Raw genomic sequence first — 23,799 nt, forward strand, 5'->3', positions numbered from 1 at the left:
CCACCGAGCCGGCGTGCGTCGAGATTGTGTGAGTTGAACGGCGTGAGTTTTGGGTCTGCAGTGTGACCCGGCGGTATGGACCGCCCAATCGTCGCACTCGTCCTCGCTGGCGGCACCGGCACGCGTCTCTTCCCCGCGAGCCGGAGTTCCCGTCCCAAACAGTTCCTCTCGTTCGACGGTGACCAGTCACTCCTCTCGGCGACCGTCTCCCGTGCCGACTTCGCCGACCACGTCGTCGTCTCCACCCGCCCGGCGTTCGCCGACCAGATTGCAGACCACGCACCCGACGCCGATGTCGTCGTCGAACCGGCGGCCAAAGACACCGGCCCGGCGCTCGTCTACGCAACCCACCGAATCGCAGCGCTGTACGACGACCCGCTCGTCGTCGTCCTCCCGAGCGACCACCACGTCGGCGACGGTTTTTCGGAGGATATCGCCCGCGGTGCCCGTGTCGCCGCCGACACAGACTCGCTCGTCGCCTTCGGCATCGACCCGACTCGCCCGGACACTGGCTATGGATACATCGAACCCGGCACAGACCGGGGCGATTACCGCAGTCTCGTCGCCTTCCACGAGAAACCGGACGAGGAGACGGCGACGCGATACGTCGAGCGGGGCTATCTCTGGAACGCTGGGATGTTCGCGTGGACGCCCGACGCGCTCTTTTCGGCCGCCCGCGACTCGCCCCTCGAACCGCTGGTCGATGCGCTCGACGACGGCGACCCGCAGGCCGGATTCGAGGCCGTCGAGTCGGTCAGTATCGACTACGCCGTGATGGAGCGCGCGACCGACGCGGCAGTCGTTCCCGTCCACTTCGAGTGGGACGATTTAGGCTCGTGGGACGCACTCGCCCGTATTCTCACCCCCGACGACGATGGCAACGTGGCACTCGGCGACGACCCCACGTTCGTCGATGCTGCCGACAACGTCGTCGCCACCGACGGCGCGAACGTCTCACTCGTCGGCGTCTCCGACCTCGCGGTGGTCTCGTGGGACGACGAGGTGCTCGTCGTTCCGAAAGCCGACGCACAGCGTGTCCGCGAGGTAGTCGCGAAATTGAAAGCCGACGGGCGATTTTAGCCCTTCGAAGGGGCGAATTCAGGCGCTCCGCAACGTCCCGCCATCGACGGGCACGCACGCACCGGTGACGAAACTCGCCCGGTCGCTGGCGAGGAAGGCGACCACGTCACCGAGTTCTCGTGGGTCGCCGACGCGGTTCAGGGGGATATCGTCGGCCCACGACTTGAGTCCCGCGTCGTAGGTGTCGTGGTCGCCGCGTTCGACTGCCGCTTCGACCAACTCTTCGATACGACCCGTCTCGTGTGCACCCGGTAAGACGGCGTTCACGCGGATGCTCGGCGCGAATTCACGCGAGAGCGACTTCACGAGGCCGATGACACCGCGTCGAACCGCGTTCGAGAGGATGAGGTTGTCGACGACTTCTCTGACCGTCGTGGAGGTGATACAGGTAATCGTTCCGGCGTCGCTCGCTTCGAGGTGTGGCCGGGCGGCTTGCACCGTCCAGACGGCGCTCATCACGAGCATGTCGAACGCACCGTACCACTCTTTCTCGGTCAGGTCGGTGAACCCGCCCGGTGGCACGCCACCGGCCGAGGTGACGACGTGGTCTACGCCACCGAACTCCTCGACTGCCGCCTCCACGAGCGTCTCTAACTCTTTCTTGCTCGTGATATCCGTCTCGACGCCGACGACGTCGCCAGCGAGGCCCTTCAGGTCTGCTTCTGTCGCCGCGAGGCGCTCAGCGTCGCGTCCACAGATGACGACGTTCGCGCCTTCGGCAACGAGTGCTTCGGCACTCGCTCGCCCAAGTCCGGCGGAACTCGCCGTCACAATCACCGTATCTCCGTCGATTCCGAGGTCCATGCGAGACGCGACAACCCCCGCGAGCAAAAACGTACGTGACCGTCTCGTCAGGAATTATCAGCCTGCCGCCGAACGCGAACGCGACCATCACTGGTGACGCCGACGAACAGTGACTCTTTGACTTCACGTCCCTTTACCGCCTCGCCGGCGGCGTCTGAGACGATTTTCATCAGGTCCGGTGCGGTCTGATTCACCTTTACGCCCGCGTCGTCGCAGGCGTCGTAGACCTGTTTCGGCACGTCGTACAGGTCGCTTCCAGCAGCGACTTCGATACGAACTGGGGCCGTGAGGGCATCGACGAAGGTGACCGTCTCGCGGGCTTTTTCGACGTTTGCGCGGGCGCTCGCTTCGACACTGGAGACGTTCGCGCGCGAGGTCCCGAGATAGTCTGCGATGGTCGATTGCCGGACGCCCTGTTCGCGGAGCGCCAGCACCTCTGCTTGTCGACGGGTGAGAACGCTCCGTTCGGGGTCGAACCCTGCCGTATCGAGCAGTTCGTCTACATCGGGCACCGTCTCGTCGTCGTGTCCGGCGTCGCTCATACTCGACCTATGCAGTCGGGATGAAAAAAAGATACAGCAGGCTGACTGTCCACTGGAACGCGGTGACGAGGTGCCGTCACTCGCCCCAGAAGTTATCTCGACTTCCGAGTGCTTCGGGTCGCTTCGGGCCTTTGCGCTTGGACCGCTTCGACGGGCGCTCCGGTTCGCCTGCTCCGGTTTCGCTCTCTGCGTCTTCTGCATCGGCGTTAAGGGGGAGGCGCTCGACGATTTTCTTCGCCCGAGCGTGACTTCCCTTGACCTGGTCGATGCGAACGATGGCTTTGGCGTCCGGAAGGAGGCCGTCGACGAAGACGATGAATCCGTCTTCGGTTCGACCGACACCCGCACCACTCTCGTGGATGTCCTCGACTGTGACGACGACTTCTTCGCCGGGTTTGACAGGCTGTTGTTTCAGTTCGCTGATAGGCCTATCGTAATGTTCACACCACTCTGCACCGCCGCGGTCGCCGTAATATTGACACCCCATCCCGGCGATTCGCTCCGAGAAACTGGGGCATTCGTCCGCCAATGGACAGTCCGACATGGGCGGAATTACACTAGGGGCACTCTAAACGCTTCCGGGTAGGGCCCCACCGCCGAAACGCTTTCTGCCGTCGGGTCAAACCCCGCGACATGGCCGAACGTGTCCCCGAGTTTGCGCTCCTCATCGGTGTCTTTCTCGGACTCTCCGCAACCGTCTCTGCCGCCGTCCTCACCGGCACACTGTTTCGACCCCTTCTGTTCGGCGTCGTCGCGTGCTACCCCTTTGCGGCGTTCGGTGTCGTCCGTTCAGACGACCCGTCTGAAGCACTTCCCCCGAAGTACGTCCTCGGTATCGGCGGGGCTCTGGGTGCTCTGGTACTCGTGTCTGCCCTCCTCGAACGCCCGTACGTCGGTGTCGTTCCGGGCCTCCTCGCAGCGACACTCGTATTCCTCCCGCCTGCCGCGTACGCGACGTACTTCGGTGCCGACGTGAACCCACTTTCGCCAGCCCAGACGCTCGTCGTGAGTACCGCTGTCGGAGCGACGTTCTTCGGACTTGCACCGCTCGTGGGGTCCCTCAGTGCAGTTCTCGGTCTCGCCATCGGGCTCTCGGGTGCGCTCTACGCCGATGCCCGCGGGTTCCACCCCACCCACCGACAGCAACGTCTCGGCATCGCCGTGGGAGTCGTCGCTGGTATCGCACTCGCGTGGTTCGGGCTTGCGATGCGACTTCCGCTGGGGCCAACGACGGCGGCGGCCGCCGGACTGGTCCTCGCTCCGAGTTTGTTCGTCGCGCTCACGCGTGCGCGAGAGAGATAATCAGCGTCTGAGAACAGACTGCAGAAGAGAACTGGACGAAAATTCAGAACTCAAGCTAACGGCGTCCGCTCGACAACCGTCCCATCGTAGGTCGGATACTGCTCGACGATTTCGCCGTCGTCGATGTCGCCTTCTTCGATCATCTCTTCGAGCAACCACCACGCGACTTCGACGTGGTTCGATTTGATGGAGTAGAACTCGTCTGGGACGCCGAGTTCGATGAAGCGCTCGGCCGGGGTGTAGGTCTTCCCGTAGACGAGGGTTCCGTCTTCGGTTATCTCGTCGAACGGGCGACTCAGGTTCTGGGCCATCCGCTTCAGGCGGTTGCGGTGCTGGGCGGCGTCTTTGAAGACAGAGGTACAGAAGTAGACGCGCTCGTGGTCTCCCATCTCGTCGAGGATGGCCCGTTTCGAGCCATCGACCGCCGACATGTGGCCCTCTTGGAGTTCGTAGCCCTTCTGTTGCATTCTCCGATAGTTGCCGTCGGACATCTCGAACTCGTTGATGTTACAGAACTCTGCGGCACCTTCGTCGAGGAATTCGAGGAACTCGGGTTCCGCCCGGATACCCGGAATCTCGAAGGCAGGTGTGAGGCCCTCTTCGCGGGCGATGTAGAGGATATCTTCCCACTCGGTTCCGTGCATGTCGCCCCAGAGTTCGAGCGGCGGGTGGAACCGAATCTCGTCGAGTCCCGCCTCGGCGAGTCGGCGCATGTTCTCGCGCCCGCCGGTGATTCCGGTGTAGAGGTGGATGTGGTGGTCCTCGCCGAACTCGTCTTTCAGGAGCGAGATGTAGTGACAGGTCTTGTCGAGCGCCTCCTGGGGTTCACCACCGGTGATAGACGACCCGAGGGCGTCCATGCGTCGTGCCTCCTCGATGACGTCGTCGTCGGACTCGACGAGTCGCTCGTTGGCGTACACGTCGGTCACGTTCTTGCGGTTCTCACCGAGTGGGCAGTAGAAGCAATCGCGCTCGTCACAGTATCCGTAGACGAAAAGCACCATCTTCCCACCCATGGCGCACTGTTCGCAACCCTTCGAAATCATTCAGTTACAGGCGTATACTTGATGCATCGTCAAAAGGCGTCCGACTTGGACCGACGAGCAACTCTGTGCGTCCGCACCTGCTTCCTGCAGAGAGAGAAGTAGACGGTACGGTTAATATCAATCAGCCTGAATTTATGCTATGGGCGTCGGGGGCGTCTTTGGTGGGAACGAACCCATCTCTGTCCTCCTCGTGGGTGGTGAGCCAGGAATTGCAGCGGTTGCATCTGAAGTTCTCGCTGCCCACCCGAGTATTGAGACGGAGGTAGTCGCAACCCCAGCGGAGGCGTTCGCCCGCATTGACTTCTCGAACGTCGACTGTCTCGTCTCTGAGCAGGCGTTTTCGAACACGACCGGTATCGACTTCCTCCGCGACGTTCGCGACTCCCACCCGAATCTCCCGTTCATCCTGTTTACTCGCCATGGCTCTGAAGCTGTTGCGAGCGATGCAATCTCCGCCGGCGTGACCGACTACCTGCGAAACGATTTGTCGGCGGAAACATTCGACGTGCTGGCGCACCGAATCGTCGAGGCGGTTTCGGCCGCACGAACGTCGAGAACGCGCGACCAGCTATTCCAGTGGTACGAAGCAATCGTCGAGGAGTCACACGTCGGACTGTACGTCGTACGAAACGGCCGTATCGTCTTCGCGAACGACTATCTCTTGACGCTCCTCGGATACGAACTCACGGACGTAATTGGCCACCGAATCGTCGACTTCGTCGCTGAACACGACCGGCAGGTCGTCGAAGAACGCGTCGCTCCACAGACCGATGGCGGGGTCGAGTCGATGACGTACACTGTCGATATCATCAACGAACACGGCCACCCGGTTACGCTCGAACTCACCAGTCGGCGGGTCACGGTGGGTGACGAGACGGTCAACGTCGGCGCGGCGACGGACGTCACCGCACGCCTCGCGTCAGAACGCGAGATTCGGCGGTCCGAGCGCATCACTCGACAGGTCATCTCGTCGCTTCCGGACATGGTCTTTCTGTCCGAACCGGACGTGTTCGACATCGTCTACATCAACGACACGTTCAAAGAGGTCTGGGGCCGCCCGAAATGGACACTGTACGAAGATCCCACGTCGTTCTTCGAACTCGTCCACGTCGACGACAGAGCGCGACTCAAACAGGGGGTCGAGAAGGTGTTTCAGGATGTCGCAGACGGAACCGCCGAAGAACGATACGAGTTCGAATTCCGGTTCACCCCCGAGGGGAGTGAGACTGTTCGGTGGGCAACCGCGCGTGCGGTCCCCCTGTACGACGAAGACGGGAGTATCACGAACATCCTCGGCGTGATGACTGACCTCACAGAGCGCATCAGACGAGAACAGGAACTCTCCCAACAGAACGCTCGTCTCGAAGCGTTCGCGCGCGTCCTCTCACACGATATTCGTGGGCCGCTGGCGGTCGCACAGGGCCGACTTGACCTGGCTCAAGAGACGGGCGACCAATCGCATCTCGACTACGTCGAACAGTCGCAACGACGAATCGCCGAAGTCATCGAAGACGTTCTCTCGTTGGCCTGTGACGACGGAGCCGTCGTCGACAGGTCTCCGGTCGAGTTGGCCGAGGCGGCGGCATCTGCGTGGAATCTCTGTGGAGCAGACACCACCCACGCACGCGTCGAAATCGGTGACTTACCGACCGTTCAGGCCAACCAGAGCCAGGTGAAACGCCTCTTCCAGAACCTCTTTCGGAACTCGCTCGAACACGCCGGCGCTCCTCGTGATACCGACCTCGTGATTCGCGTCGGGTCGCTCCCGTCCGGTCGTGGATTCTTCGTCGAAGACAACGGGCAGGGTATCTCCGAATCGATTCGTGACGTGCTGTTCGAACAGGGCACCTCGACGAAGACAGAGGAGGGACACGGCCTCGGCCTCAACATCGTCAAAAAAATCGTCCACACACACGGCTGGTTGATACGCCCTGCTGAAAGCGACAGTGGCAGTGCGCGCTTCGAAATTCTGTTCGATACTGTCGGGGACGGGGCGGCCATAAACTGACCACGCGCTGTCGGTACCGACTGACGAGGGCGCAAACGGCCTCGCCCCCGAAAGCAGATATATCCCCACGGCATACAGACGAACGATGCTCTTGGTCCTCTGTGTCGACCTCGACGACGACCTTGGACGTAAGACGGGGCTCAAAACTCCCGTTGTCGGCCGACAGAACGTCGAGGATGCAGCAGTAGCACTCGCTACCGCCGACCCAGAGGATTCTGACGTGAACGTCCTCTTTCAGGGAATTCGCGTCCACGACCAACTCCTCGAAGAAGAAGACGAAGAGGTCGAAGTCGCGGCCGTCACCGGTGTCGAAGGCAGTGACGTGAAGGCGAACCGGGCTATCGGTGAGGAAATCGACACGGTCCTCGCCAGCATCTCGACGGGTGAGTCGATTCACGCGATCGTCATCTCCGACGGTGCGCAGGACGAATCCGTCCTCCCGGTCATTCGGTCTCGCGTCCCCATCGACGGCGTCCGCCGCGTCGTCGTCAGACAGGCGCAGAACCTCGAATCGATGTACTACACGATGAAGCAGGTTCTCGCAGACCCCGAGACGCGTGGGACCATCCTCGTTCCGCTCGGTATCTTGCTTCTCATCTACCCCTTCGTCACCATCGCGAGTTTCTTCGACGTGCCCGGAGCCGTCGTCTTGGGACTCATCTCGGCACTCCTCGGTCTGTACACGCTGTTCCGAGGTCTCGGACTCGAAACTGCCGTCGACGAAGCAGCGAACCGCGCACGCAACGTGCTCTACGCTGGCCGTGTCACCATCATCACCTACGTCGCTGCCGCCGCACTCCTCGTCGTCGGCGGGGTTCGCGGTGTCGAACTGGTCCAGACCGTCTCGGACGCCGTCGGGGGCAACCCACCGGCAGGTCTCATCCTCGCGGCACTCGTCCACGGTGCAGTCGAGTGGTTCGCCGCCGCCGGAATCACGAGTAGTCTCGGACAGGTGACCGACGAGTATCTCCACGACCGATTCAAGTGGCGGTATCTCAACGCGCCGTTCTACGTGGCCGCCATCGCAATCGTGCTCTACGCACTCTCTGGGTTCTTCCTCCCCGAGGGCGTCGCCAGAATCCAGACGTTCGACCTCCCCGGGCTCGCCGTCGCACTCACGGTGGGTACCCTCCTTGGGGTGTTGAGCACGCTCACCTTCGCGGTGGCAGAATCTCGTTTCCCGACGGCACCTGAAGCCGAACAACCTGCCTGACGCGCGGCATTTTGCGGGTGGTATTAGCCCGCCCGGCGACAAGGAGTCTCATGCCGACGAGTCGAATTACCCTCTACATCGCAGCGAGTGTGGACGGCTACATCGCCACTGACGATGGTGGCGTCGAGTGGCTGAACGAGTTCGAACAAGACACGGCGAACGGCGATATCACCGAGGCGTACGAGGAGTTCTTCGACTCTCTCGACTGTCTCGTCATGGGAGCGACGACGTACGAACAGATACGCGGGTTCGGTGCATGGCCGTACGAGGACAGACCGACGTACGTCTTCACCCACAGAGACCTGCCACGGGCCACTGAAACTGTCGAGTTCGTCGATGGAGACGTCGATTCCGTAGCTACGGAACTCGAAACGCAGTACGACCACATCTGGCTCGTCGGCGGGGCGCACCTCGCTCGGGAGTTCCTACGTGAACACCACGTCGACGAACTTCGACTCTCGGTCATTCCAGTGCTTCTCGGGAGCGGCATACCACTCTTCACAGAAGACCACGAGACCCGTCGATTGCAGCATCTCGACACGACCACGTACAACTCCGGAATCGTCGAACTCCACTACAAAATCAGGACGTGACGGCTTTCGTGTGTCGCACACGACGACTCCCGAACGAGGACTGAGTGTCGACTTCGTCGGGCTAACTCTCGCGGACCACGACGAACTGCGCCAGCTCGCGGAGGTACTCCAGCGGTTCCGAGTCCTCTACGCCGGACGATTCGAGTGCACTGAGTGCATCGTCCGCCTGTTTTCGGGCGCGACGGTTCGCCTCTTCGGGCGTGAGATTGGTCACTTGCACGAGCGACGGGCGGCCCATCTCGGCGTCTTGGCCGGTCGGTTTGCCCAGTTCTTCTGCGTCGGCAGTGGCGTCGAGAACGTCGTCGCGAATCTGGAAGGCGACGCCGACACGCTCTGCGTAGTCACCGAACGCTTCGACGACGTGGGCGTCTCCACCGGCGGCGACAGCACCGAGTTCGGCGGCAGCGCGGAAGAGCGCGCCAGTCTTCCGGCGTGCGAGTTCCATGTACTCCGTCTCGTTCGACGGGATGGCGACGAGTTCGGTCGCCTCTCCTTCTCCGAGTTCGACCATCGATTCGGCGACGATGCGAGTCGCGCGGTCACTCGACGACAGGAGGGCGAATGCCTCTCCGAGCAAGCCGTCAGAGGCGATGATTGCCGGTCCGTAGCCGTATTCGGACCATGCACTGGGCGTCCCGCGGCGAATATCCGACCGGTCGATGATGTCGTCGATGACGAGTGAGGCGTTGTGGACGAGTTCGACGCCGACGGCGAAGTCGACGGCGTCTTCGGGTGTACCCCCGACGGCTTCGCAGGCGAGGATGGTCACAGCAGGGCGGACGCGCTTGCCGCCCGCCAGAGCGACGTGGTCGAGTTGGTCGGCGAGTTCCGACGGTTCGACCGCCGAGACGACCTCCTCGAGGCGGTCGTTTACCATCGTGACCCGGCGCTCCAGGTATTCCATTGTCGGTTCGTAGGGTTGGGTAGGGAAGTACGTACCGGATTTGTCGAAACTACGCGACCAGGACCCACTCGCCGGCGACTTCTGACCGAGAGAAGACGACGGTATCGGAGCGGAGACGTCTCGACGGTGAGCGTCGAAAATACCGCAAAACTCTGTCTTTGTGAGCGGGAGCGAACGAAGGCTCGTGAGACGCGTAGTGTCTCACGGTGGACCAAAAAGATGAGAATTTGAGCGTCTATTCGAACTGCTTGATGAGTTCCGGAACCACGTCGAAGAGGTCACCGACGATACCGTAGTCGGCGATGTCGAAGATAGGCGCGTCGGGGTCGGTGTTGATGGCGACGATGTTCTCGGCACCCTTCATGCCGGCGACGTGCTGGACTGCGCCGGAGATACCGACCGCGATGTAGAACTTCGGCGTCACGACTTTCCCGGACTGGCCGACCTGCCGGTCCTTCGGGAGCCAGCCGTTGTCGACGATGGGGCGCGACGAGGAGAGCGTCGCACCGAGTGCGTCCGCGAGGTTCTGGACGAGTTCGAGGTTCTCTTCTTCTTCGATACCACGGCCGACGGAGACGAGCACGTCGGCGTCCGTGATGTCGACATCGCCGCCGCCGACTTCTTCGAAGCCGGTCACGCGCGAGCGGACGCGAGACTCGTCGAGTTCGAAGTCGAAGGCTTCGATGGCGGGTTCGCCGGCCGCTTCGGTGGGTTCCCACTCGGCAGGGCGGATGGTGACCGCGGCGTTGTCGGCGTCGACTTCCACGGTGGATTCGACCTTCGAGGCGTACATCTCGCGTGTGACCACGAGGCCACCGTCGTTTTCGAGGCCGATTGCGTCGGTCACGAGCGGGATGTCGAGGGATTCTGCGACGGCGGGCGCGTAATCGAGGCCGTTGACCGTGTTGCCCATGAGGACGTACGTCGGTGCGAGTTCCTCGTAGAGGGCGGCGACTGCCTGCACGTACACGTCGTGGTTGAATTCGTCACCCTCAGCGATGGTGTGGATGGTGTCGACGCCGTCGAGCGAGAGCTCCTCGGCGAAGGCATCGACGTCGCCGCCGATAATCGCGAGATGGAGGTCACCGTCTCCGGCGAGTTCGGCACCGGCGGTGACGAGTTCGAACGAGACGTCACGGAGTTCACCACGGCGGTGTTCGGCGACTGCGAGAACGTCGCTCATTGGGCACCCACCCCCTTGTCACGGAGGACAGCAGCAAGTTCAGCGGCTTGGTCTGCGGCCTCTCCTTCGAAGTAGACGGCGTCGGACTCCGTCTCCGGTTCGTACATGTCCGTCAGGACGAGTTGCGATTCGACCGCCGAGGCGTCGAGACCGAGGTCCGAAAGCGACTGCGGCTTGATCTCCTTGGACTGCGCCTGGCGGATGCCACGCAGACTGGCGTACCGTGGCTCGTTGATACCGGTCTGGATAGAGAGGACCGCGGGAAGGTCGACGTTGGAGAGCTCCTCGACACCACCTTCGAGTTCGCGGCGGAGGTTTGCCACGCCACCGTCGACATCGAGGTCGAGTGCGTTGACGACTGCGGCCCACTCGAAGTCGATGGCGGACGCGAGCGAGACGCCGGTCGCGCCGAAACTGTCGTCGTTGGCTTGCACACCAGTGAGGACGAGGTCTGGGTCTTCTTCTTCGACGACTGCGGAGAGGAGACGCGTCTTCGCACCGACGTCGAGGAGGTCAACGTCTTCGAGCGCGTCGTCCCACACACGAATCGCGCGGTCGACACCCTTCGCGAGCGCCATGCGGATGGTCTCTTCGGACCGCTCGGGACCGATGGTAACGCTGACGACTTCGACGTCGTCGTTCTCCTCTGCGATCTGGACGGCCTCTTCGACCGCGTACTCGTCCCACTCGTTGAGATCGTACTCGAGATACTGCTCTGCGACGTGTAGCCCGTCGAGTTCGAAGTCTTCCTCCACTTCGGCGACTTCTTTGACGGTTACAAGAACTTTCATCAACGTTTAGTATTGAATGCGGGTGAATAAACGTTTTCGACAAGCCTTCGCCGTCCGTCTGTCACTCGGTTGATTACTCTTCGGTCTCCTCGTTGTCTGGGAGGGAGATGAGGTTCTCTCGACCGAGTCTCAGTTTCTCGACGCGGCCGTTGTCGGCCATCGAAGAGAGCAGTTGCGAGACTTTCGCGTCGGACCAGCCAGTCTCTTTGACGATGTTTGCTTGCTTCATGCGCCCACCGCTCCGCTCTAAGAGCAGTTCGACGCGTTCCTCGTCGGAGAGGAGGTCCATATCGACGCCATCGTCGTCTGGTTCGACGGGTGGTATCTCGTCGTCGGAGTCTTCCGAATCGGTGTCTGTGCCCGCCCCACCTGGAGGGTGTCCCCCCGAGTCTGCTGCACCGTTCGGACTCGTTGGTTCACTCCCGTCCGACTGCCGACGGAGGTAGACGATGACTGCCGCGGTCAAGACGGCGACGGCAACGATGCCGCCGATGATGAGTTCCCACGGCAACTGGGGTGGTTGGCCGCCTGTCGAGACGTAACTCACGGTCAACTCCTCAGTGGATTCGAAGGTCCGTGGGCCTTCGATGACGACTGCGTTGTTTTTGAGTGGGAGACTCGTACTGCTGACGGCGTAGCCCGATGGGGTCTGGATAGTGAGGTTCTGATTCGCTCGGAGCGACGTGAGCCACGTCGCGTCTGCTCCTGCCGCGAAGGCATCACCCAGACGAAGGCCGTTGTCGGTCTGTTCGAGGAAGTTGGTCCATGTGAACGACAACGAGATAACGCCGGTGTCGTTTTCGACGTACGCCGTCGTGGTGGCGTTCTCGATCGCCATCGAGCGCCCCGTCTGTTCTTCGGCCGTCTCGCTGACCCGTTCGAAGAGGGCCGCGTCGAGGCCGATGTCCGAGGTTCCTGCTTCGTACTCCTGTGCAAACTCCTCGAAGGCCGCAGTCTCGTTTTCGTTTTCGAGGTTGTACCGCATCACGATTTCCCACTGTGCAGACTGGTCGCTGTGGAGTTCGATGAATATCTCTGTCTCGGGCGACCGTTCGAGGGTCGCCTGTTGGGACGCGGCCAGTGGATGGGACGCGGCCAGTGGATGGGACGCGGCCAGTGGCGAGTTGAGGGCCGTCGTCGTCGCACCAGCGTCACGAGTGGTCACAGACGAACTGCTCGCTGTGACCGGTGCCGCGACACCGGCGACGACGAGTAGGAGAGCAACGATGAGGACGGCACTCCGCATACGTGAAGTCGTTTCATCCGGCGATGAAAACGCTTTCCATCGACTCAACGCCCCTGACCACCTCGCTCGCGGTGCGGGTTCGAATACAAGAGGGCAATTTTAGTACCGGCATCGTGTACCCTTACCGCGATGAAGGCCCTCCCGATCTTCGTCGTCGTACTCTTGGTGGCTTCACCGGTTCTCGCGGCAGCGAATCCCGGTGGCGTCGCGGGTGAAGCGGCCGCTCTCTCTGGGGCGACGCCCGCACAACTCGAGCCATCGTCGAACGATACCATTCGAACCCTCGACATCGAAGACGAATCGTTGGTTCGCTCACGGGTCGAAACAGAGTACGTCGACCTCGGCCCGTCACTCGACTTTGCCTCTCTCAGGGCTGTGGGCCAAATCCAGACCCGCGCGTCTGTCGAACGAATCGAGTCGGTCGACGACGTCAGTAGCCGGAGTCAGTTGATACTCGGAGAGTTGAACACGGTCGAACAGCGGGCGATTGCTCTCCAGAGCGCCCAGCAATCTGTTATCACACAGTTCAACGCCGGGGAGCTTTCAGCCCGGGAACTCCTCGTCGAACTCGCCCGAATCGACACTGAAGCCCGCGACCTCGAAACCCGACGCGTGGCACTGCGCGAACTCGCGCAAGAGACGCCCGACTTCTCTGTGGACTCTGGCCGATTGGCAGCACTCGAACGTGAACTCGACACGTTTACCGGACCTGTCCGTTCGCACGCCGCCGACGTCATCTCCGGGAAGGCCGAGCCAACACGGTTCTCGGCCCGAACGAGCCAATCGGGAGTCGTCTTGAGTGCCGTCGCTGACGACACGTACATCCGAGAAGTCTATCGGAGCGACCTCCGAGATAGAGACAGGAGCGGTCTCTCGCCGACAGTCGCACTCGACACCGTCGCAGAGAACTACCCCGAAGTGTGGGCGAGTCGCGCCACGCAGAACGGTGCCGACGTGGTCGGTGCGGGGAACAGCTATCTCGTCCGCATCAACCACGATAGAGGACAGCTGTACGCCTACGTCGACAGCGGGAGTCGCCAGGTCTTCAAAGAGTCTCAGATTCGGCCACTCGAATCGGTCTCGAACGGCACGCCTGCGACCGAAGTCAAAGACGGCCTCGAACTGACCGTCTACCGAACCTACCCCGGTGGCCCACTCCGCATCCAACTGAACGAGTCGGCCAGCGGCGACCCCATCGACGCGAACGTCACGATTGGCGTCGAAGCCAACCAAGAGAGTACGTTCCTCGGCCGAACTGGCCCCGATGGGACCATCTGGACTGTCTCGCCGTCGAGTACGTACTCGATTACGGTCATCAGAGGGAACGCCGCAGTCGTGTTGACCACCGCGCCAACCGCTGTCCCAGCGTTGGCGACCAACACGACCGAAACGAACACGACAGAAACCGTTCTCCCACCCACGCAATCAGCACTCAGTGCCTCTGCGGCGTAGTTCCTCAGCGTCTGCAACATCGTTCTTCCCCGGTCCTCTTGCGGCGTCGTTCCTCTCCAGCATCTGCAGTGTCGTTCTTCCAGTTCCATCACCGCCGTCATCCTTCCAACGAGACGACTGCACCACCCCTGCGAACCTTCTTATCCGATGACGGGGCCACTCCGCTTCGATGTCCGACAGCTTCCACTGTGCGACGCGTGGTTCGACGGTGCTCGTGGGGAGCGTTCTCGTCGTCGCTCTCGTCGTCGTTCTCGCCGGCGTCGTCGGTGTCGCCGCGCTCGACGCTGCCGAGTCGGCCCCCGACCCAGTTCGCCCAACCGTCCTTTCGGCGTCAGTAACAGATGGAACGCTCACGCTCACGCACGAGGAGGGTGCGCCGCTCGACGTTCGCTCGCTCCGAATCCACATTACAGTCGACGGCGACTCACTCGCGTATCAGCCACCGGTTCCGTTCTTCTCGGCACGGGGATTCCGTCCGGGGCCGACTGGCCCGTTCAACTCGGCGTCTGACCCGGAGTGGACGGTCGGCGAGTCAGCGAGCGTTGCGGTTGCGGGGACGAACGACCCGGCGCTCACGAGTGGTTCGCGAGTCGTCGTCCGGGTCTCCGATGGTGAGACACCCATCGCAGTCCTTCGGACAGTTGCGTCGTGAGAACCAGTGCGCGTGCGAGAGGATGGAGTCTTACTCGTCGGCCGGTGCGCGTGCAATCGTCACGATGGCGCGCGGACTGCCGGGTTGTCGCTGGAGGATGTGGTGTTCGATATCGACGAAGCCAGCGTCCTCGAACATCCGGTCGGCCTCTTCCTCGTCGTAGAACAGCATGATGGCGTCGGCGAGTTTCTGGAAGACGCCGGTCTTCGGATAGTCGGGGCCGACGACGAGGACCTTGTTTCCGGGTTTGACCACGCGGCGGAACTCTTCGAGGGCGGTGACGGGATTCGGCCAGTACTCGATGGACCCGGACGACCAGATAACGTCGAACGAGTCGTCCGCGAAGGGAAGTCGTTCGGCATCGCCGCGGTAGAAGCGAACTTGGTCGTTCTTGCCGAACTTCTCCCACGCCTTCTGCATCTGGTGGATACTCTGGTCTAACCCGTGGACGTCGTCGGTGTACCGGAGCAGTCCTTCAGTCCCAAATCCGGTGCCACAGCCAACGTCGAGGACGCTGTCGCCCTGCTGAATGTCGAGCATCTCGAGCGCCTCGTCGCGCATCTCCTCGTTCCAGATGAACGGGTTCACCCGGTCGTACACCTTCGAGAGGTACTTGTAGAACAGGCGGGCCCGCGCTTTATTTTCGAGGACTCCCATTGCGCCGGAATTAGGACTCACTGATGATAACGGTGCGGATTCGTCGCGCAGTTTTGGTGGGTGCGTCTACCACGTCGGTCGGCTGTCGGTGGGAGCACGTGACGTGGTGAATCCGGCATGCTCACGCGAACTTTCCGCAAACACCTTATACAGCGGTTGTACAACATTTGGGTGATACGAGTATGCCGAGACAAGAGGTTCTCGAAGAAATCAAAAAGGTCGAGCAGGAGGCCGACGAGATCGTCGAAGAGGCCGAGGCCAAACGCGAAGAACTCGTCGCGGAGGCCCGTCGCGAGGCCGACGAGATTCGTTCCGAAGCCGAGTCGAAGGCGAACGAACTCGAATCCGAGCGCTTGTCCGAAGGGCGCGAGGAGATCGAGGCGGAGCGACAGCGTATTCTCGAAGAGGGTGAAGACGCCCGAGACGAGTTGATCTCCGATGCCGAAGACCGTATCGACGAGGCGGTTACCTACGCAATCGGGCAATTCGAGGAGGCGGTTGATGCTCAGACCTGAGCAAATGAGTAAGGTCTCGGTGGCAGGTTCCAAGGGCGTCATGCCCGATGTCATCGAGGCTGTTCACGACCTCAGTGTCCTCGACCTGACCGAATACGACGGGTCGTGGCAAGAGGAGTTCGGGTTCGACACGGGAACGCCTATCGAAGGCGCAGAGACGGCATCTGAGAAGCTCGTCACCGTCCGCTCGCTCAAGAGCATCCTTGGCGTCACCGAAGAGGACGCCGGTCGGCAGCGCATCGTGCCGAACGATGCCCTCGACGAACCCCTCGAAGAGACTCGTGAGAAGGTCAACGATCTCGACGACCAGCAATCTGAGATCGAAAACAAGCTTGCGGCCGTCGAAGAGAACATCGACGCGATGGAGCCGTTCGTCGACCTCGGCATCGACCTCGACTTGCTCTCGGGGTACGACTCGCTGCAGGTCGTCGTCGGCTACGGAAAGTACGAAGTCGTCGAACGAGCCCTCGTCGACGCCGACGAGATCGACGCGTTCGAGATATTCTCGGGCCAGCGAACCCTCGCCGCCGTCGGGCGACCTGTCGAGGGCGCGTCTGACTCTGCACTGGTCGACGCACTCGTCGGCACCGAGTTCACGACGTTCGAGATTCCGGACGCTTCGGGAAGCCCCGAAGACCACCTCCGCGACCTCGAACAGCAGAAGCGTGAACTCGAATCCAAGCTCGAGACCGTCGAATCCGAGCTTCACGACCTGAAGGTCGAAGAAGGCGAGTTCCTCCTCGCAGCAGAAGAGCGACTCGCAATCGACGTCCAGAAGACGGAAGCACCGTTGTCCTTCGCGACGACTGAGAACGCGTTCGTCGCCGAAGGCTGGATTCCGACAGCGCAGTACAACCAGTTCGCCAGCGAACTGAAGAACGAGGTCGGTGAGAGCGTCGACATCGAAGAACTCGAACGTGCCGAGTTCTCGCGCGACGGTCACGACCACGCAACTGAAGACGTCGTCGAAAGCGGTGGAACCGCCGCAGCAACGGATGGCGGAACGGTTACGATGGCGAACGACGAACCGCCGACCGTCCAGGACAACAGTGGTGCGGTCAAGCCGTTCGAACTGCTCGTGCAGGCAGTCAACCGACCGAACTACCACGAACTCGACCCGACTGTCATCCTGTTCTTGACGTTCCCGGCGTTCTTCGGGTTCATGATCGGTGACTTCGGGTACGGGCTTCTGTACACCGCAATCGGATACTTCCTCTACACCAACTACGAGAGCGGCGCGCTCAAGAGCATGGGTGGCGTCACCATCGCGGCCGGTGTGTCCACCACGATCTTCGGTATCCTCTACGGCGAAATCTTCGGGCTGCACCTCATCACCGAGTACTTCTGGGTCGGTGTGGTCGGACTCGAACACGCACCCATCGAGAAGGGGCTGTCGCCAGCGACCGCAGAGTGGGCACTCGGATGGCTCACCGTGAGCGTCGTCCTCGGTATCATCCACCTCAACGTCGGGTACATCTTCGACTTCTACGAGAAGTACGATCTCCACGGCATGAAAGAGGCCGTCCTCGAATCCGGTTCGTGGATTCTCATGCTCAACGGGCTGTGGATCTGGATCTTCAGCTCCGCGCTCGGTGACCTCCCGCCGGACTTCCTGTTCACTACGTTCAGCAGCGAGGGCGTCATCCCCCTCGGATTCACCGGCTTCTCGGCAATCGTCGGCTGGGCAGGTCTCGGTGCCTTCTTCGTCGGGCTCATCTTCCTGGCGATGGCTGACTTCATCGAAATCGTCGAGTTCCTGAACGTTCTCTCGAACGTCCTGTCGTACACCCGTCTCGCCGCAGTGTTGCTCGCGAAGGCCGGAATGGCCTTCACGGTCAACCTGCTGTTCTTCGGGGCGTACGAGCACCACGGTGAGTTCCACTTCCTGCTCAACTACGGACCACAGTACGCGCTCGAGCACTACGAAGGAGCAGTCATCCTGTTCCCCGGTATGATGCACTCCGGTGCAGCAGGACTGGTCGGTGGACTCCTCGTCCTCGTCCTCGGACACATCCTCGTCCTCGCACTCGGTGTCACGAGTGCCGGTCTGCAGGCAGTGCGTCTCGAGTACGTCGAGTTCTTCGGCAAGTTCTTCCAGGGTGGCGGTCGAACGTACGAACCGTTCGGCTACGAGCGTCAGTTCACGACTGAAGACTGACACCACCGCCACTTCGGATATTGTCTTTTCGGCACCTTTTCGTAGCGGCCGTACTATCGGTAGTCTTCAGATAGACGGCCCCTGTGACACGAATTCCCCGAACGTTTTGGGAACCTTTATGATACGGCTAGCAACACATACGAACGTTCGGAGACGACAATCCGGTACTTAGGAACACACAATGATTGAAGCAATCGAACCCCTCATGACTGCACTGCAGAGTGAAGCAGCCGCCGCCCCCGCAATCCCCCCAACGGCCGCAGCGGCCCTTGCGGTTGGCCTCGCGGCCTTCGGAGCTGGGTACGCTGAGCGCGGTATCGGTGCCGCCGCAATGGGCGCCATCGCAGAAGACGAGGACCTGTTCGTCAACGGTCTGATCTTTACGGTCCTGCCCGAGACCCTCGTCATCCTCGCGCTGGTCGTCGTCTTCCTGGTCTAAACCACCCCTCCCTTTCCCATTATGAGTTTGGACAACGTCGTTGAGGATATCCGAGACGAAGCCCGCGCACGTGCGGAGGAAATCAAAGAGGCCGGCGAGGAACGAGCCGACGAGATTCGTTCCAAGGCCGAAGCGGAAGCCGAAGTGCTCGTCGAAGAGCGCGAAGAAGCTGTCGAGAGTCAGATCAAGCGGGAGCGCGAGCAAGCGCTCTCCAGCGCGAAACTCGAAGCGAAGCAGGCCCGTCTCGGCGCTCGCCGAGACGTCCTTCAGCGCGTTCGTGCGCAGGTCGAAGAGGAACTCGCAACGCTCGAAGACGAGCGTCGTGAAGCGCTCACGCGAACGCTCCTCGACGCCGCCTCGGTCGAGTTCGAAGACGAAGACACCGTCTACGTCTACGGTCGTGCAGACGACGCCGACCTCCTCGAAGAGATCCTCGAAGACTACGACGGCTACGAAGTTGCCGGCGAGCGCGACTGCCTCGGTGGCGTCGTGGTCGAAGGCACGAACTCGCGCGTTCGGGTGAACAACACCTTCGACTCGGTCCTCGACACAGTCTGGGAGGACAACCTGAAGGAAGTGAGTGCGCGACTATTTGACGACCAATGAGCACAGCAGGCGGCTCGAACCCCGAATACGTCGTCGCTCGCGTCCGTTCGCGACGCAGCGCGCTGTTCGGAGACGAAGACTATCGCAAACTGGTCCGAATGGGCCCGGCCGAAATCGCCCGGTTCATGGAGGAGTCGGAGTACGAAACTGAGATCAACGCGCTGGGTAGCCGCTACTCGGGCGTCGACCTCATCGAGTACGGACTGAATCGCAACATGGCGAAACAGTTCAACGACATCCTCGACTGGGCAGATGGTCGCCTCTACGACCTCATCGCGCGGTATCTCCGGAAGTTCGACGCATGGAACGTCAAAACAATCATCCGCGGAATCTACTCCGACTCCCCACGTGACGAGGTCGAATCCGACCTCATCCGTGCCGGTGAGTTCAACGACAACTTCCTCTCACGGCTGCTCGATGCAGCCGAAATCGAGGAAGTGGTCGACCTGCTCTCGGGGACGATTTTCGCGGATGGACTCGAGGCCGCCTTCGACGACTACGAGAGCGTCGGCGTCCTCGTTCCGCTCGAAAACGCCGTCGACCGTGCCTTCTACGAGCAGATGCTCGACGGGCTGGTCGTCGGTGAAGAGACGAAGCAGTACCGCGAATTCCTCGAAGCGGAAATCGACTTCCGGAACGCCCGCAACGCGCTCCGTATCGCCCGCAGTGGCGCTGACCTCGACCCAATCGATTACTTCATCGAGGGTGGCACACTGTTCCGGGCGGCGGAACTCGCGTCGCTGGCGAAGAACCCGGACGAACTCGTCGCGAAGATTCGCGACAGTCGGTACGGTGACCGCCTCTCGTCTGCACTGTCGGACCTCGAAGAGGCAGACAGCCTCATCGGCTTCGAGCGCGCCCTCGACGCGGCGCTCTTGGAGTACGCGGACACGCTCGGTTACGTGTTCCCGCTGTCCGTCACGCCAATCATCTCGTACATCCTTGCGAAGGAGCGCGAGGTGGACAACATCCGGGCGATTGCCCGCGGCCGCGAGGCAGGGCTCTCCCCCGAGGAAATCGAAGCGGAGCTGGTCATCCAATGAGCCAGGAAATTGCAGTTATCGGCAGTCCTGACTTCACGACGGGATTCCGACTTGCGGGTGTCCGCAAGTTCGAGAACGTCCCCGAGGAAGCAAAGGACGAAGAACTCGACGAGGCCGTTATGCGAACGCTCGAGGACGAGGACGTGGGCATCATCGTGATGTTCCAAGAAGACCTCGACTACCTCTCGCGTAACGCTCGCCAGTCGGTCGAACAGAGTATCGAGCCAACGCTCGTTACGCTCGGCGGCACTGGCGGCGCAAGCGGCCTCCGCAACCAGATCAAGAGAGCAATCGGTATCGATCTGATGGACGAATAACCAAACATGAGTCAGGCAACACAAGATTCCGTCCGCGAAGACGGTCTCATCGCAAGCGTGAGTGGTCCGGTCGTGACCGCCCGTGACCTCGACGCCCGCATGAACGACGTCGTCTATGTCGGCGACGAAGGTCTGATGGGCGAGGTCATCGAAATCGAAGGCGAAATCACGACCATTCAGGTGTACGAGGAAACGTCGGGCGTCAGTCCCGGTGAACCCGTCGAGAACACGGGCGAACCGCTGACCGTCGACCTCGGTCCCGGGATGCTGGACGCCATCTACGACGGTGTCCAGCGCCCGCTGGACGTGCTCGAGGCCAAGATGGGCTCGCCGTTCCTCGACCGTGGTGTTGACGCACCCGGTATCGACATGGAAAAGAAGTGGGAGTTCGAACCCAGCGTCTCCGAAGGCGACGAAGTCGCCCCCGGTGACGTCGTGGGTACCGTTCCCGAAACCGTGACCATCGAACACAAGGTCATGGTCCCGCCGTCCTTCGAAGGTGGCGAAGTCGTCGCCGCCGAAGCAGGCGAGTTCTCCGTCACCGAGACGGTCGTCGAACTCGACAACGGCGAAGAAGTTACGATGCACCAGGAGTGGCCGGTCCGCCGTGCGCGTCCTTCGACGGAGAAGAAGACGCCACGCGAACCGCTCGTCTCTGGGCAGCGTATCCTCGACGGTCTGTTCCCAATCGCGAAAGGTGGGACGGCCGCGATTCCGGGTCCGTTCGGGTCCGGAAAGACGGTTACGCAGCACCAGCTCGCCAAATGGGCCGACGCTGACATCGTCGTCTACGTCGGCTGTGGTGAGCGCGGTAACGAGATGACCGAGGTTATCGAGGACTTCCCGGAACTCGACGACCCGAAGACGGGCAACCCCCTCATGGCCCGGACGTGCCTCATCGCGAACACGTCCAACATGCCTGTGGCGGCCCGTGAATCCTGTATCTACACCGGCATCACCATCGCGGAGTACTACCGCGACATGGGATACGACGTCGCACTCATGGCCGACTCCACCTCCCGGTGGGCAGAGGCCATGCGCGAGATTTCCTCGCGTCTCGAAGAGATGCCCGGTGAAGAGGGGTACCCCGCGTACCTCGCCGCGCGTCTCTCCGAGTTCTACGAGCGCGCCGGATACTTCACCACCATCAACGGTGACGAGGGTTCGGTCTCCGTCATCGGCGCAGTGTCGCCGCCCGGCGGTGACTTCTCTGAGCCGGTCACGCAGAACACCCTGCGTATCGTGAAGACGTTCTGGGCACTCGACGCAGACCTCGCAGAACGCCGTCACTTCCCGGCTATCAACTGGAACGAGTCCTACTCGCTCTATCAGGACCAGCTCGACCCGTGGTTCGTCGAGAACGTCAAGGACGACTGGCCAGAAGAGCGTCAGTGGGGTGTCGACGTGCTCGACGAAGAAGCTGAACTCCGCGAAATCGTTCAGCTCGTCGGGAAGGACGCCCTGCCAGCGGACCAGCAGCTGACTCTCGAAGTCGCTCGCTACCTCCGCGAGGCGTACCTCCAGCAGAACGCATTCCACCCGACGGACACGTTCTGTGAGCCAGAGAAGACGTACGGTATCCTCACGGCCATCCACACGTTCAACGACGAGGCGTTCAAGGCGCTCGAAGCCGGCGTCCCCGTCGAAGAGATTCAGGCCATCGACGCGGCTCCGCAGCTGAACCGCATCGGTGTGCAGGAAGACTGGGACGTGTTCATCGAGGACCTGAAAGCAGAGATTACCGAGCAACTCCGCGAGCTGTACTGAGACCATGAAGGAATACCAGACTATCACCGAAATCAGCGGCCCGCTGGTGTTCGCCGAGGTCGACGAGCCGATCGGCTACGACGAAATCGTCGAAATCGAGACGCCCCGAGGCGAAATCAAGCGTGGACAGATTCTCGAATCCAGTGAGGGTCTCGTCGCGATTCAGGTGTTCGAAGGAACCACCGGTATCGACAGGAACGCGTCCGTCAAGTTCCTCGGCGAGACGCTCAAGATGCCCGTGACCGAGGACCTCCTCGGTCGCGTGCTCGACGGTTCTGGCCAGCCAATCGACGGCGGCCCAGAAATCGTTCCCGACGAACGACGCGACATCGTCGGCGCAGCAATCAATCCGTACTCCCGCGAGTACCCCGAGGAGTTCATCCAGACGGGTGTGTCCGCCATCGACGGCATGAACACGCTCGTTCGCGGTCAGAAGCTCCCAATCTTCTCCGCATCGGGGCTTCCCCACAACAACCTCGCACTGCAGGTCGCCCGTCAGGCAACCGTGCCTGAAGAAGAAGGCGACGAAGAGTCCGAGTTCGCTGTGGTCTTCGGCGCGATGGGTATCACGCAGGAAGAGGCGAACGAGTTCATGCAGGACTTCGAGCGCACGGGTGCACTCGAGCGCTCCGTCGTCTTCACGAACCTCGCGGACGACCCCGCAGTCGAGCGGACGGTCACGCCGCGTCTCGCACTCACCACCGCAGAGTACCTCGCGTTCGACAAGGACTACCACGTCCTCGTCATCCTGACCGACATGACCAACTACTGTGAGGCGCTCCGCGAAATCGGTGCGGCTCGCGAAGAGGTCCCCGGTCGCCGTGGCTACCCGGGTTACATGTACACTGACCTTGCACAGCTCTACGAGCGTGCGGGTCGTATCGAGGGACGCGAAGGGTCTGTCACCCAGATTCCCATCCTCACGATGCCGGGCGACGACGACACGCACCCGATTCCTGACCTGACCGGTTACATTACCGAGGGTCAGATCTACATCGACCGCGACCTCAACTCGCAGGGTATTCGCCCGCCGATTAACCCACTGCCGTCGCTGTCGCGACTGATGGACGACGGTATCGGTGAGGGCCTCACCCGTGAGGACCACGCCGACGTCTCCGACCAGATGTACGCGGCGTACGCAGAGGGTGAAGACCTGCGTGACCTCGTGAACATTGTCGGTCGCGAGGCACTCTCCGAGCGTGACAACAAGTATCTCGACTTCGCAGAGCGCTTCGAAGCCGAGTTCGTCAATCAGGGATTCCACTCCAACCGCACGATTGCCGAGACGCTCGACATCGGCTGGGAACTCCTCTCGACGCTGCCGAAGTCCGAGCTCAACCGTATCGACGAAGAGCTCATCGAGAAGTACTACCAGGAAGACGCCGAGACGGTCGAAGCGGAAGCCTAGACTTTCGTTCGCAGTTTCGGTCCCGATTTCTCTCTCTATTTTCCGCCGAGAGCGCCGCGGCGGGGTCTCACCT

General features: G+C 61.6%; 24 protein-coding genes. 15 read left to right on the forward strand and 9 right to left on the reverse strand.

What is annotated here, in order from left to right:
* The first annotated feature begins 75 nt into the window (after positions 1 to 75).
* A complete protein-coding gene (locus ACK3SC_RS01950) occupies positions 76 to 1,080 on the forward strand; it encodes a mannose-1-phosphate guanylyltransferase (RefSeq protein WP_416838442.1) in 1,005 nt (334 codons plus the stop codon).
* Between the two features lie 18 nt (positions 1,081 to 1,098).
* Here the strand turns inward: ACK3SC_RS01950 and ACK3SC_RS01955 are convergent, their stop codons facing one another.
* From ACK3SC_RS01955 to ACK3SC_RS01965, 3 genes are all read right to left on the reverse strand, one after another.
* The gene (locus ACK3SC_RS01955) at positions 1,099 to 1,884 is read right to left on the reverse strand and encodes an SDR family oxidoreductase (RefSeq protein WP_416838443.1); all 786 of its coding nucleotides are present in this window, start codon (positions 1,882 to 1,884) and stop codon (positions 1,099 to 1,101) included.
* A gap of 47 nt (positions 1,885 to 1,931) precedes the next feature.
* Complete coding sequence (locus tag ACK3SC_RS01960) at positions 1,932 to 2,426, reverse strand: Tfx family DNA-binding protein (protein WP_416838444.1); 495 nt, start codon at positions 2,424 to 2,426, stop codon at positions 1,932 to 1,934.
* Positions 2,427 to 2,502: 76 nt separating this feature from the next.
* Positions 2,503 to 2,970 (reverse strand): TRAM domain-containing protein, encoded by a 468-nt coding sequence (locus tag ACK3SC_RS01965; protein WP_416838445.1) that lies wholly within the window; start codon positions 2,968 to 2,970, stop codon positions 2,503 to 2,505.
* 89 nt (positions 2,971 to 3,059) lie between these two features.
* Here ACK3SC_RS01965 and ACK3SC_RS01970 point away from each other — a divergent pair, with 89 nt between their 5' ends.
* A complete protein-coding gene (locus ACK3SC_RS01970; protein WP_416838446.1) occupies positions 3,060 to 3,728 on the forward strand; it encodes a hypothetical protein in 669 nt (222 codons plus the stop codon).
* A gap of 50 nt (positions 3,729 to 3,778) precedes the next feature.
* Here the strand turns inward: ACK3SC_RS01970 and ACK3SC_RS01975 are convergent, their stop codons facing one another.
* Positions 3,779 to 4,774, reverse strand: a complete 996-nt coding sequence (locus ACK3SC_RS01975; protein WP_416838447.1) for a radical SAM protein — start codon at positions 4,772 to 4,774, stop codon at positions 3,779 to 3,781.
* Positions 4,775 to 4,913: 139 nt separating this feature from the next.
* Between ACK3SC_RS01975 and ACK3SC_RS01980 the strand changes: the two genes are divergently transcribed.
* The 3 genes from ACK3SC_RS01980 (at position 4,914) to ACK3SC_RS01990 (ending at position 8,588) form a co-directional block, all read left to right on the forward strand.
* The gene (locus ACK3SC_RS01980; RefSeq protein ID WP_416838448.1) at positions 4,914 to 6,782 is read left to right on the forward strand and encodes a PAS domain S-box protein; all 1,869 of its coding nucleotides are present in this window, start codon (positions 4,914 to 4,916) and stop codon (positions 6,780 to 6,782) included.
* Between the two features lie 85 nt (positions 6,783 to 6,867).
* Positions 6,868 to 7,995: a DUF373 family protein gene (locus ACK3SC_RS01985; protein ID WP_416838449.1), complete on the forward strand. Its 1,128-nt coding sequence runs from the start codon at positions 6,868 to 6,870 to the stop codon at positions 7,993 to 7,995.
* A gap of 50 nt (positions 7,996 to 8,045) precedes the next feature.
* On the forward strand, positions 8,046 to 8,588 hold the full coding sequence (locus ACK3SC_RS01990) for a dihydrofolate reductase family protein (RefSeq protein WP_416838450.1): 543 nt from the start codon (positions 8,046 to 8,048) through the stop codon (positions 8,586 to 8,588).
* A gap of 61 nt (positions 8,589 to 8,649) precedes the next feature.
* On the opposite strand, the gene ACK3SC_RS01995 is transcribed toward ACK3SC_RS01990, so the two are convergent.
* The 4 genes from ACK3SC_RS01995 to ACK3SC_RS02010 form a co-directional block, all read right to left on the reverse strand.
* Complete coding sequence (locus ACK3SC_RS01995; protein WP_416838451.1) at positions 8,650 to 9,492, reverse strand: polyprenyl synthetase family protein; 843 nt, start codon at positions 9,490 to 9,492, stop codon at positions 8,650 to 8,652.
* 235 nt (positions 9,493 to 9,727) lie between these two features.
* Positions 9,728 to 10,675 (reverse strand): electron transfer flavoprotein subunit alpha/FixB family protein, encoded by a 948-nt coding sequence (locus ACK3SC_RS02000; RefSeq protein ID WP_416838452.1) that lies wholly within the window; start codon positions 10,673 to 10,675, stop codon positions 9,728 to 9,730.
* A complete protein-coding gene (locus ACK3SC_RS02005; protein ID WP_416838453.1) occupies positions 10,672 to 11,466 on the reverse strand; it encodes an electron transfer flavoprotein subunit beta/FixA family protein in 795 nt (264 codons plus the stop codon). Before ACK3SC_RS02005 ends, ACK3SC_RS02000 begins: the two co-directional genes overlap by 4 nt.
* Before the next feature lie 73 nt (positions 11,467 to 11,539).
* The gene (locus tag ACK3SC_RS02010; RefSeq protein WP_416838454.1) at positions 11,540 to 12,712 is read right to left on the reverse strand and encodes a helix-turn-helix transcriptional regulator; all 1,173 of its coding nucleotides are present in this window, start codon (positions 12,710 to 12,712) and stop codon (positions 11,540 to 11,542) included.
* 129 nt (positions 12,713 to 12,841) lie between these two features.
* Here ACK3SC_RS02010 and ACK3SC_RS02015 point away from each other — a divergent pair, with 129 nt between their 5' ends.
* Complete coding sequence (locus ACK3SC_RS02015) at positions 12,842 to 14,164, forward strand: hypothetical protein (protein WP_416838455.1); 1,323 nt, start codon at positions 12,842 to 12,844, stop codon at positions 14,162 to 14,164.
* A gap of 169 nt (positions 14,165 to 14,333) precedes the next feature.
* The gene (locus ACK3SC_RS02020) at positions 14,334 to 14,816 is read left to right on the forward strand and encodes a type IV pilin (protein WP_416838456.1); all 483 of its coding nucleotides are present in this window, start codon (positions 14,334 to 14,336) and stop codon (positions 14,814 to 14,816) included.
* Positions 14,817 to 14,846: 30 nt separating this feature from the next.
* Here ACK3SC_RS02020 and ACK3SC_RS02025 read toward each other — a convergent pair whose 3' ends face one another.
* The gene (locus ACK3SC_RS02025; RefSeq protein WP_416838457.1) at positions 14,847 to 15,473 is read right to left on the reverse strand and encodes a methyltransferase domain-containing protein; all 627 of its coding nucleotides are present in this window, start codon (positions 15,471 to 15,473) and stop codon (positions 14,847 to 14,849) included.
* 182 nt (positions 15,474 to 15,655) lie between these two features.
* On the opposite strand from ACK3SC_RS02025, the gene ahaH reads away from it, so the two are divergent.
* From ahaH to ACK3SC_RS02065, 8 genes are all read left to right on the forward strand, one after another.
* Positions 15,656 to 15,988: an ATP synthase archaeal subunit H gene (ahaH, locus tag ACK3SC_RS02030; protein ID WP_416838458.1), complete on the forward strand. Its 333-nt coding sequence runs from the start codon at positions 15,656 to 15,658 to the stop codon at positions 15,986 to 15,988.
* A gap of 4 nt (positions 15,989 to 15,992) precedes the next feature.
* A complete protein-coding gene (locus ACK3SC_RS02035; protein ID WP_416838459.1) occupies positions 15,993 to 18,146 on the forward strand; it encodes a V-type ATP synthase subunit I in 2,154 nt (717 codons plus the stop codon).
* Between the two features lie 181 nt (positions 18,147 to 18,327).
* Positions 18,328 to 18,585, forward strand: a complete 258-nt coding sequence (locus ACK3SC_RS02040; protein WP_416838460.1) for a F0F1 ATP synthase subunit C — start codon at positions 18,328 to 18,330, stop codon at positions 18,583 to 18,585.
* Positions 18,586 to 18,606: 21 nt separating this feature from the next.
* Entirely contained in the window at positions 18,607 to 19,191 is a 585-nt protein-coding gene (locus tag ACK3SC_RS02045; protein WP_416838461.1) for a V-type ATP synthase subunit E, read from the forward strand.
* Positions 19,188 to 20,234, forward strand: a complete 1,047-nt coding sequence (locus tag ACK3SC_RS02050) for a V-type ATP synthase subunit C (protein WP_416838462.1) — start codon at positions 19,188 to 19,190, stop codon at positions 20,232 to 20,234. Before ACK3SC_RS02045 ends, ACK3SC_RS02050 begins: the two co-directional genes overlap by 4 nt.
* Positions 20,231 to 20,551, forward strand: a complete 321-nt coding sequence (locus ACK3SC_RS02055; RefSeq protein WP_416838463.1) for a V-type ATP synthase subunit F — start codon at positions 20,231 to 20,233, stop codon at positions 20,549 to 20,551. The genes ACK3SC_RS02050 and ACK3SC_RS02055 overlap by 4 nt, the downstream gene beginning before the upstream one ends.
* A gap of 6 nt (positions 20,552 to 20,557) precedes the next feature.
* A complete protein-coding gene (locus ACK3SC_RS02060) occupies positions 20,558 to 22,318 on the forward strand; it encodes an ATP synthase subunit A (protein WP_416838464.1) in 1,761 nt (586 codons plus the stop codon).
* Between the two features lie 4 nt (positions 22,319 to 22,322).
* The gene (locus ACK3SC_RS02065; protein ID WP_416838465.1) at positions 22,323 to 23,726 is read left to right on the forward strand and encodes an ATP synthase subunit B; all 1,404 of its coding nucleotides are present in this window, start codon (positions 22,323 to 22,325) and stop codon (positions 23,724 to 23,726) included.
* The last annotated feature ends 73 nt before the right edge of the window (positions 23,727 to 23,799 follow it).

It is taken from the genome of Haloferax sp. DFSO52 (assembly GCF_048158745.1).
Taxonomy (GTDB): Archaea; Halobacteriota; Halobacteria; order Halobacteriales; family Haloferacaceae; genus Haloferax.

Bases quoted from the DNA above. Each gene is read 5' to 3' on its own strand.
- ACK3SC_RS01950 (WP_416838442.1), top strand. From the start codon at position 76: ATGGACCGCCCAATCGTCGCACTCGTCCTCGCTGGCGGCACCGGCACG.
- ACK3SC_RS01955 (WP_416838443.1), bottom strand. From the start codon at position 1,884: ATGGACCTCGGAATCGACGGAGATACGGTGATTGTGACGGCGAGTTCC.
- ACK3SC_RS01960 (WP_416838444.1), bottom strand. From the start codon at position 2,426: ATGAGCGACGCCGGACACGACGACGAGACGGTGCCCGATGTAGACGAA.
- ACK3SC_RS01965 (WP_416838445.1), bottom strand. From the start codon at position 2,970: ATGTCGGACTGTCCATTGGCGGACGAATGCCCCAGTTTCTCGGAGCGA.
- ACK3SC_RS01970 (WP_416838446.1), top strand. From the start codon at position 3,060: ATGGCCGAACGTGTCCCCGAGTTTGCGCTCCTCATCGGTGTCTTTCTC.
- ACK3SC_RS01975 (WP_416838447.1), bottom strand. From the start codon at position 4,774: ATGATTTCGAAGGGTTGCGAACAGTGCGCCATGGGTGGGAAGATGGTG.
- ACK3SC_RS01980 (WP_416838448.1), top strand. From the start codon at position 4,914: ATGGGCGTCGGGGGCGTCTTTGGTGGGAACGAACCCATCTCTGTCCTC.
- ACK3SC_RS01985 (WP_416838449.1), top strand. From the start codon at position 6,868: ATGCTCTTGGTCCTCTGTGTCGACCTCGACGACGACCTTGGACGTAAG.
- ACK3SC_RS01990 (WP_416838450.1), top strand. From the start codon at position 8,046: ATGCCGACGAGTCGAATTACCCTCTACATCGCAGCGAGTGTGGACGGC.
- ACK3SC_RS01995 (WP_416838451.1), bottom strand. From the start codon at position 9,492: ATGGAATACCTGGAGCGCCGGGTCACGATGGTAAACGACCGCCTCGAG.
- ACK3SC_RS02000 (WP_416838452.1), bottom strand. From the start codon at position 10,675: ATGAGCGACGTTCTCGCAGTCGCCGAACACCGCCGTGGTGAACTCCGT.
- ACK3SC_RS02005 (WP_416838453.1), bottom strand. From the start codon at position 11,466: ATGAAAGTTCTTGTAACCGTCAAAGAAGTCGCCGAAGTGGAGGAAGAC.
- ACK3SC_RS02010 (WP_416838454.1), bottom strand. From the start codon at position 12,712: ATGCGGAGTGCCGTCCTCATCGTTGCTCTCCTACTCGTCGTCGCCGGT.
- ACK3SC_RS02015 (WP_416838455.1), top strand. From the start codon at position 12,842: ATGAAGGCCCTCCCGATCTTCGTCGTCGTACTCTTGGTGGCTTCACCG.
- ACK3SC_RS02020 (WP_416838456.1), top strand. From the start codon at position 14,334: ATGTCCGACAGCTTCCACTGTGCGACGCGTGGTTCGACGGTGCTCGTG.
- ACK3SC_RS02025 (WP_416838457.1), bottom strand. From the start codon at position 15,473: ATGGGAGTCCTCGAAAATAAAGCGCGGGCCCGCCTGTTCTACAAGTAC.
- ahaH (WP_416838458.1), top strand. From the start codon at position 15,656: ATGCCGAGACAAGAGGTTCTCGAAGAAATCAAAAAGGTCGAGCAGGAG.
- ACK3SC_RS02035 (WP_416838459.1), top strand. From the start codon at position 15,993: ATGAGTAAGGTCTCGGTGGCAGGTTCCAAGGGCGTCATGCCCGATGTC.
- ACK3SC_RS02040 (WP_416838460.1), top strand. From the start codon at position 18,328: ATGATTGAAGCAATCGAACCCCTCATGACTGCACTGCAGAGTGAAGCA.
- ACK3SC_RS02045 (WP_416838461.1), top strand. From the start codon at position 18,607: ATGAGTTTGGACAACGTCGTTGAGGATATCCGAGACGAAGCCCGCGCA.
- ACK3SC_RS02050 (WP_416838462.1), top strand. From the start codon at position 19,188: ATGAGCACAGCAGGCGGCTCGAACCCCGAATACGTCGTCGCTCGCGTC.
- ACK3SC_RS02055 (WP_416838463.1), top strand. From the start codon at position 20,231: ATGAGCCAGGAAATTGCAGTTATCGGCAGTCCTGACTTCACGACGGGA.
- ACK3SC_RS02060 (WP_416838464.1), top strand. From the start codon at position 20,558: ATGAGTCAGGCAACACAAGATTCCGTCCGCGAAGACGGTCTCATCGCA.
- ACK3SC_RS02065 (WP_416838465.1), top strand. From the start codon at position 22,323: ATGAAGGAATACCAGACTATCACCGAAATCAGCGGCCCGCTGGTGTTC.